This window comes from Clostridium sp. AM42-4, from assembly GCF_003480105.1.
In the GTDB taxonomy this organism is placed as follows: Bacteria; Bacillota; Clostridia; order Lachnospirales; family Lachnospiraceae; genus Brotaphodocola.
In genome coordinates, this window is record NZ_QUIK01000035.1 from 632 (window position 1) to 8,148 (window position 7,517).

At 46.2% G+C, this 7,517-nt stretch carries 8 protein-coding genes and 1 pseudogene; 1 reads left to right on the plus strand and 8 read right to left on the minus strand.

Annotation, left to right across the window (positions count from 1 at the left end):
* The 8 genes and pseudogenes from DW922_RS16830 to DW922_RS16865 all read right to left on the minus strand — a co-directional run.
* A pseudogene (locus DW922_RS16830) lies at positions 1 to 335 on the minus strand (virulence-associated protein E); the annotation flags it as partial.
* Positions 304 to 948, minus strand: a complete 645-nt coding sequence (locus DW922_RS16835; RefSeq protein WP_002584324.1) for a CHC2 zinc finger domain-containing protein — start codon at positions 946 to 948, stop codon at positions 304 to 306. The pseudogene DW922_RS16830 and the gene DW922_RS16835, both read right to left, overlap by 32 nt.
* 65 nt (positions 949 to 1,013) lie before the next feature.
* Entirely contained in the window at positions 1,014 to 2,594 is a 1,581-nt protein-coding gene (gene mobQ / locus DW922_RS16840; RefSeq protein ID WP_002584325.1) for a MobQ family relaxase, read from the minus strand.
* 196 nt (positions 2,595 to 2,790) lie between these two features.
* Positions 2,791 to 3,336, minus strand: coding sequence for an AAA family ATPase (locus DW922_RS16845; protein WP_002584326.1), 546 nt, complete (start codon positions 3,334 to 3,336; stop codon positions 2,791 to 2,793).
* A gap of 214 nt (positions 3,337 to 3,550) precedes the next feature.
* Positions 3,551 to 5,011, minus strand: coding sequence for an Lsa family ABC-F type ribosomal protection protein (locus DW922_RS16850; RefSeq protein ID WP_002584327.1), 1,461 nt, complete (start codon positions 5,009 to 5,011; stop codon positions 3,551 to 3,553).
* Between the two features lie 746 nt (positions 5,012 to 5,757).
* Positions 5,758 to 6,054 (minus strand): DUF3847 domain-containing protein, encoded by a 297-nt coding sequence (locus DW922_RS16855; protein ID WP_002584328.1) that lies wholly within the window; start codon positions 6,052 to 6,054, stop codon positions 5,758 to 5,760.
* A complete protein-coding gene (locus DW922_RS16860; RefSeq protein WP_002584329.1) occupies positions 6,047 to 6,388 on the minus strand; it encodes a DeoR family transcriptional regulator in 342 nt (113 codons plus the stop codon). Before DW922_RS16860 ends, DW922_RS16855 begins: the two co-directional genes overlap by 8 nt.
* The gene (locus tag DW922_RS16865) at positions 6,385 to 6,573 is read right to left on the minus strand and encodes a hypothetical protein (protein WP_002584330.1); all 189 of its coding nucleotides are present in this window, start codon (positions 6,571 to 6,573) and stop codon (positions 6,385 to 6,387) included. The genes DW922_RS16860 and DW922_RS16865 overlap by 4 nt, the downstream gene beginning before the upstream one ends.
* 483 nt (positions 6,574 to 7,056) lie before the next feature.
* Here DW922_RS16865 and DW922_RS18195 point away from each other — a divergent pair.
* Positions 7,057 to 7,517, plus strand: a 461-nt coding sequence (locus tag DW922_RS18195) for a helix-turn-helix transcriptional regulator (protein ID WP_243032291.1), incomplete at its 3' end; no start/stop codon positions are given.

A 7,517-nucleotide genomic window follows, 5' to 3' on the forward strand; every position in this document is an offset into this window, starting at 1 on the left:
TCCCGGATGGGATGGTACTTGTTTTCATTCGCCACAATCCCGATGGCGTTATCAATCTTTTTCTCATTGGTAAGCCCGTAGGTTTCTTCCAGATAAAGAAGCAGATACTTCATGTCCGTATCGTTCAGGGCGGTGCTTTCTCTGTGAAAACCGATGGGCTTTATGATGTCCTTGCGGTCAGTCAGGATGTTGTATGCGATAGCCCCTGAAAGCAGAGGGTCACGTTGGAATACGGTCAGGCAGTTCCGTATGCTCTGACGGACACCGCCTTTCTCGGTGGTTTCCAGCCCCGCCTTGATTTCCTCAACGCTCTGGGGCGGCTGCATGGCGTTCATAGTGTTTTTTAGTTCTTGCTGCGTCTGCGGCTGCAAGTTCTGCCATTCGCTGTTCAAGCTGTATCACATCCTTTCCGTAGTCCGTAATCAAATCCGCTTTTTCCTCTGTTTCCCCGAACAGCAGCACATCCAGCAGATATTCCACTTGGGCTTGCTTCTGTAAGGCTTCCACAAACCGGGGATGAAAGGCTTCCTCCGGGGAGTGCGGGGCGTAGTCCGTTCTCCATGCCATCAGCAGATGGAGATAATCGGCAAGAATACGGAAGCAGCGATTCTTTGCTTCCTGAAACTGTTCCTCCGGGGATTTCTGCCGGGTCTTGGGCTTTTTTACCTTTCCCGGCGGTTTCCAGTCCTCATAGGAAAGCCCGAAGTCCTGTGCCAGCTGTACGGCGGCTTCTTTCTTTCCCAGCCCATACAGGGCGGCGGCAAAATCAATCACATCCCCATCCGCACCGCAGCCGAAGCAATGGTAACGCCGATCCAGCTTCATGCTTGGGGTTTTATCGTTATGGAACGGGCAGCAAGCCATCCCGTTCCGACCTACATGGATTCCATAATACTCCGCAGCCTGTCTTGTTGTGACGGACTGCTTCACAGCTTCGAATACATTCAAATCTATCCCTCCTTGAAAATAAGAAAAGCACCTGACATTCTCTAATTGAAAATGGCAAGTGCCTGTTAAAGTTCCATATCCTGTTGTCTGTGTTTCTCCTGTGCCGGGGCGGTTCTTTGTGCTTTTTTCTCGTCAGTCTTATCCTGCAAGACTTCTTTGATGGGCTGCTTCTTGGGCGGCTCTTTGCTTTCCTCTGTGCCGGGTGTGGCTTTCCGTACCCAGTAGCGGATGTCCCGCAGCTTCTTCAAATCCTCCTGTACCTCGGTCAGTGGTACTTTCAGCTCTGCGATTTCGCTGAGAAGCGTTTCCTGCTCCTGTTGCAACTCATTTTTCGTTTTATCCTTATCGTCCGGGTGCTTGGCAAGGTAGTCAGCGGCTTTCTCATACCGGGCAACCTCCGGGTGTTCCTGTTTGAATTTCCCCTTTATTTTCTTAAAAAATATCTTCTGGTACTTCTCATAGACAGCCTTACATTCCTTGCAGTCTGTCCGGCTGGCAAGAATCCCGTCAATCACTTTGCTCCGGGCTTCCTTTGGCTTCATCTGATTGCGGTAATCTGCGGCTGATTTCCCGGAAGATTCCAGAAACGCTTCTAAGTCCTCCACAGTGGAAAGCCCCTTTTGCCGGAGATAGGACAGGGCTTCGCTGACTGCCTTTAAGTCCTGTGAAGTTCCCCGGTTCTGTCCAGCCCTTGTCCAGTCCTTCCGTTCTTCCTTTCGTATCTCCATATACTTCATCAGCAGATTGGGAAGAAGTGTCGCTTCCTCCGCCGCCTTTTGTGCAAGCAGCTCCTTCCGTTTTTCTCCCAGCTCGGTAATCCAGCCTTTGAGGTTTTGGATAAGCTGCCGGATGGACTTCATCAGGCGGTTGGCGGCTCTGATTTCCCGGTTCAGGTTGCCGATATTCGTCTGGATACCTCGCTTTTCCATCTGCCGGACAGCAGTCCCCTCATGGACAGTGGGGACTATATCAAGCCCCTGTCTGGCATAGGAACGCAAGTCCACACGCTCCGGGCGGTCATTGGCGTCCAGATAGCGGTTCTGGATAACCTCCCATTCATGCCGCCAGATTTCACAATACTTCTGGTCGTTCCAGTCCACCGTATCCTCCTTGTGGCTTTTCCACCTGCCGGACGGCAGCTTTATCCGTTCCCCATTCTCGTCAAGGTCATAAACCTTGCGGCTCTTGGGAAGCCATTTTCCATGTTCATCCATTGCCCGCATGGTCAGCAGGACATGGGCGTGGGGATTGTGTCCCGGCGGATGGGGGTCATGGATGGCAAAATCAGCAATCATGCCTTTGGAAACAAACTGCTGTTCACAAAACTCCCGTACAAGGACAGCGTACTGGTCGGGCGGTATCTCTCTGGGAATGGTAAGCACCCACCGCCTTGCAAGCTGGGAGTTCCATTGCTTTTCCACCGCTTCGGCGGCATTCCATAAAGTATTGCGGTCTGCATATTCCTGTGGAGCATTTGCCGGGAGCAGGATTTCATTGTGGACGATACCACGCTTTTCCGGGTAGTGCTTTACTTGCTGGTCGTATTCACAGAACAGCTTTTCGCCGCTTTGGTAAGCAGCGGCGGCAACCGCAGACTGCCGCTGGCTGCGCTGAACAATCGTGATTTCGTTGTGTGGACAAGGCATTTCGTGTCCCTCCTTTCGCTAATTGGTGGATGGGGTGGCGTTTTACCACCTCATTTTGGGCAGAAAAAAAGCAGGAGACCTTTTTCAGATTTCCTGCTCGGTGTGCCACTGTGTGAGCGGCGGGTATTTAGTTGTAAAAGTTCGGGACAAGTTGACCCGATGTAAAGCTAACAAACTGGAATTGCACCAAAACAATCTAAGACAACAACGCTGCCCTACTTGCGATTTTTTCTTGTACTGCGGAAACAGTTTCTTGAATGGAATAAGTGGTCGTATCTATAACATTCGATTCATATATTCCCAGATTGCAAAATTGCTCCCACATGGTTTCTACCAATTCGATATTTGTCTTTCGGTCTAACTTTGAGCGTTCAACAGCTCGCTTCAAGGTTTCTTCCTTACTTGCCCTTAAAATAATATAATGCACCTCATAATGTTCCCGAACAAGACTTTGCCACGGCTTTAAAAACCACGGTCCGATAATACCGTCAACAATTACATCATATCCACCACGAGCATATCGCTTCGCAGCTTCTAAAAACGCTTCAATGACAATCAAATTTTGCTCATTTGATTCTGGCAAATGCGGTGGTATTGCCCCTTTACTCAAATAATGATAAAAGTCATCTGTGTGCATATGCACAGACTTTTCCAAATCTGATTCTTTTGCAACAGCAGATGCCGTTGTAGTTTTTCCTGTCCCCGGCGCACCTGTGATTACAATAATTCTACCTTGATTCATCTATATTTTACCTCCACAAATTACGATTTTCTTAATTCTACAAACTGGAATTTGAGTCTCTGTAAAGCTGGAATTAACCCATACAATTATTTTAATTTAGAGGTTCTTACGCAATTATCCGTATTTTGTAATTTTTCAATACTGGAATGCCAGTGTAAATCAGCATTCTCCATTTTTATTAAAGCGAAAAACGTAAAATTGCGGAAGAACCAATTTAGATATTCACAATTTTACTTGCCACAGTATCTCGAAAAACACTGTCATGTTCTACCAGGAGCATGGTCGGGGCAAACTCCGTTATGAGTTGTTCAATCTGCATACGTGAGTACACATCAATAAAGTTGAGCGGTTCATCCCATACATACAAGTGTGCCTTTTCACAAAGGCTTTTCGCAATTAGGACTTTCTTCTTTTGCCCGCCAGAAAAGTCTTTAATATCCTTTTCAAACTGTACACGCTCAAAGTCCATTTTCCTAAGAATTGCCTTGAACAAACTTTCATCAAGGTTGTTTTCTTCTGCAAACTCGGAAAGGGTTCCACATAAATACGATGTATCCTGTGGCACATAAGAAATTACAAGCCCAGAGCCAAGTGTTACTGTACCCGTATAATCTATGGACTGCCCGACTACCAACTTTAACAGGCTACTTTTGCCACTGCCGTTCTTTCCATCAAGCACAATGCGTTCTCCCTGTCTTATTTCAAACGAAACGGGTTCACAAACTGAAATGCCATCATAATAAACTACTACATTCGATAATGATGCAAGCAAATCTGTATGGTAATTAAGCGGTTGTATCTTGAGGGCTTCTGCGGTTTCCATATTTTTCAGCAATGCTGATTTTTGTTCGATTGTCTGTTGTTGTCTCGCTTCTATAGATTTTGAACGCTTCATCATTTTGGCGGCTTTATGACCGACATAACCTTTATCTGCTGCCCCAATTTTGGAAGCTTCTACACGTTCAGACCATACTGCAGCGCGTTTTGCCGACTGCTGTAATCGTCTGATGTCCTTTTGCAAACGTTCGTTCTGAGCCAGTTCAAATTCTTGCTGTCGCTCAAAATTTGACATCCATGATGAAAAGTTTCCTCTTTGCACTTCGATATTCGCTCGGTTAATCGATAGAATATAGTCAACACAATCGTCAAGAAAGCGACGATCGTGAGAAACTAAGATGAATCCCTTTTTCTTTTTCAGATATGCCGCCACACTTTTTCTCGCTTTGGCATCCAAATGGTTGGTAGGTTCATCAATCAGTAGGAAATGCCCTTCATTAAGAAAAAGAGCGGCAATCAAAACCTTTGTCTGCTCTCCGTTGGAAAGTGTTTCAAAAGGTCGCCAAAGCACATCGACATCAACATCAAGATAAGAAAGTTCTCGCATAAGTTCCCATTCTTCCGCAAGTGGGCAAATCTCCTGCAATATATCCTCTGTAATACGATTCTTATCTGAAACGGGATAAGGAAAATAATCAAACTGTACGGATGATAGGATTTTTCCACTATACTCATATTTCCCAAGCAGAAGATTCAGAAAGGTTGTTTTACCTCGTCCGTTTCTGCCCACAAAACCAAGCTTCCAATCGGTATCAACCTGGAAACTGACATTTTCAAAAACATTATCATAACTTGTCGGATATGAAAACGTAAGGTTTTCAATTTTAATCATTGACATAAATATTATCCTCCTTTGCATGTCATACGATACAAAGTCGGTTCGGTGAATGTTTACTACGTATAGATTTCACCAAAAGGAACCGACACTATACGGAGTGAATCATGTGTAACTATCTGTTCTGCACTATTCATAAAGCACCTCCAAAACAAAATAAGAGCCACAAGAAAGTTTATCCTTGCAGCTCGTCATAGCATAAAATAACACCACTAAGCAAAAGTGGCAACAGCACTATATTGAGTAAGATAGACATATAACTTTCTTGCAATAGACACAATAATGCCAAAGTATAGCACTACCGCATATTTTGATTTTATTTGCAAGAAAAGTTAATCATCTTCCCACCTCTTTCTAAATTTCAAAATATTATACCATAAATCGCAGGCAAATACAAGTGGTTATAAAAATTTAACAAATCGCTTATAATACAATCATATAACTTTACGCATTCCTTACTGACCGTAAAATTCCGATTTATTGCTGACTTTATTATACTTTATTGCCTATCGAAAAGATAGCATATTTTATGAAACTTGTCGGCTGGGAACAGCTTGCAACGCAAGGTGTCCCCAGATGACAAGTCCACAAAAGGGTAGCTGGCGGTAGCCAGCGCAGGGGAAGCGTAGCGTCCCCTGTATGATTTGGAGCAGACCATGACTGCGAAAAATCACAGCCCTCCGGCAAGGAGCCTTCGGAGAACGCAATGCACCAACCTTTGGGTGGTGTATAATTGCGCCCTTAGTAAACTAAGGGGTTTCCGGCTTCTCACGTTCCAGCAGTTTCTTCAATAGTTCCTGCGTGTCCTGCCTGTGAAAAATGAGTGTCAACAACAGCATGACATCATCATCTGTCAGGCGTTCCGGCTCTTGCAGAAAACTTTCCAGCATACCGCCACGAGTACAGAGCCGGTGTGTCCGTTCTTTTCGGGTAAGCTGCTTTAGCTGGTGCTGCAATGCCTTTTCATCATTGATGGCTTTCCGCAGTTTCTTTTCACTCTTTTCCAACTCTCGGTTGAGCTTTTCCAGCTTTGAGGTATCAGGCAAGGGCAGCGTCCTCCTTTCCCGGTATCAGCACATAAATCCTGTTTGGTTCTCCAACGCCCTGACGCACTCGCATGATCAGTCCGGCGGTTTCCAGTTCATTCAGAGAACGCTTGACCGTCATGGGGCTGCGGGACAGGACTGCGGCAATGGCTGTGACAGGGAAGCAGATAAACAGGATTCCGTTCTCGTCCTCCTGTCCGTTGGATAGCATAGCGTCCAACATCCGGCAGTACATGACCTTTGCGGTGCTGCTGACTGGAAATCCTGTCAACGCTCTGGGAAAGGGCATACAGGGCGGCAACGGTGTGCCTATCGTCATAAATTCAAAATTCATTCGGTGTGTTCCTCCTTTTTCTTTGCTCTTTTGGATAAATAACGGGGGCAGTCAACCACAACCGCCCGGAAGCTCTGCTTGCACCCATGCTTGCATTTCCGGCATAATTCGTTGTAAGTGACACGCCCCCGGTCATTGAGGTAAAAAGAAAGCTCATGCTTCCTCTTTTTGCTCATTCTCGGCATATTGCGCTTCCTCCCGTTTTCGTGTATGGTTTCGGGGCGATTTTCGGCAAAATTACAGCCATAGAGCCGCCTAAAATCTCCCGAAGTATCAGCGATAGGGTAGACTATCCCCCTATCAGATTGTCGTGTTTCGGTATCATTTCGGTGTCAGTTCGCCAGTTCTCCCCGATGTCGTTCCTCCCCTGAATCTCACAGCGGCGTATCGCTCCCTTTGGTACGCTCGTTTCGGTCAGGGTTCCTCCACATCCCTGCCAAAAGTCATGGCACTACATCGCCGGGGAAGCATATCCCACACAGGCTGGTCATTCGATTGGAATAATCCATCGATGAACTACCTGTATCATAGAACATTTTTGTGCCCTGTGCCGTATGTCCACAAAGTAGGAATTAGGGGTAAAAATCAGAAATTTCCACGATTGCGGAAAGTGTGATATAATCCAGATAAGCGGCAGCAATCAAACCACCGGAAAGGAGCGTGCGCCCATGAAAGGAGCGACAAGCATACAGGAACGCCTTTGGGAACTCCGCAAGGACAAAGGCTTAAATCTGGAAGAGTTGTCAGAGTTGACGGGTATTTCCAAATCAGCTCTTGGAAGTTATGAGAAAGAGGATTATAAAGAAATCAATCATGGCAACCTTATCACACTGGCAGACTTCTATGGGGTTTCCGTTGATTATCTGCTGTGCCGGACAGAGAACAGGGAGCAGATCAACACGCCATTGACGGAGTTGCATTTGAATGATGAGATGGTTGCTCTCCTGAAAAGCGGTCGGATTAACAACCGTCTGCTCTGCGAACTTGCCACCCATAAGGACTTTATCAAGTTTCTTGCGGACATTGAGATTTATGTGGATGGGATTGCCACCATGCAGATTCAAAACCTCAACGCCCTTGTCGATACCGTCCGGCATGAAATCATTGAACGGTATCGCCCCGGCGAAGA